The following is a 629-nucleotide window of genomic DNA, read 5'->3' as shown; positions in this document are numbered from 1 at the left end:
GCCTGAAATCAAAATCGCAGTGGTTCGATTTGGGGCTATAGCTCAGCTGGGAGAGCGCCTGCCTTGCACGCAGGAGGTCAGCGGTTCGATCCCGCTTAGCTCCACCAAATCAACGGTGTGGAAGGTGTAGGTGTAGCGCCTGCCTTGCACGTCAGGTGGTCAGACCGGGGTCGCGATCGACTTCGATCCTCCCGGGTTCCACCAAATCTTGGTTTCATCATCGGAAGCCAGTCACGAAATCTTTCCTCTCATAGAGAGAAGAGACGTCGATGACTGTCTTTATGACAGTACGCTCTTTAACAATGTAAATCATGCTGATGCCAAATCCAGCATTACCGAAGACAGTCTCCACCAGGAGGCCTGTCTAACGTAAGCGCTGGTCTGCCACAAAATCATTGGCCCTCTCATTATCAGCGGGAGTGTCAGTGTGGTGGCAGTGAGATACGTCTCAAGCGTATCCGGCGAAAATCGTGATTAATCGGCTGGAAGCAACGAGTAGCTTCGTTTCTTCTGACATATGACCCCTTCGGGTTATATGGTCAAGCGATTAAGCGCACACGGTGGATGCCTTGGCAGCCAGAGGCGATGAAAGACGTGAAAGCCTGCGATAAGCGTTGGGGAGGTGGCAA

Annotated in this window: 1 tRNA gene and 1 rRNA gene; both read left to right on the top strand. The window is 52.5% G+C overall.

Annotation, left to right across the window (positions count from 1 at the left end):
* Positions 1-31: 31 nt before the first annotated feature.
* Positions 32-107 (top strand) — tRNA-Ala (locus tag R84865_RS13290).
* Positions 108-537: 430 nt separating this feature from the next.
* A 23S ribosomal RNA gene (locus tag R84865_RS13285) occupies positions 538-629 on the top strand; the annotation flags it as partial.

It is taken from the genome of Carnimonas bestiolae (assembly GCF_051251145.1).
Lineage (GTDB): Bacteria > Pseudomonadota > Gammaproteobacteria > Pseudomonadales > Halomonadaceae > Carnimonas > Carnimonas bestiolae.
Note: the sequence above shows the minus strand (reverse complement) of the source record. Positions and strands in the feature narration are given on the sequence as shown.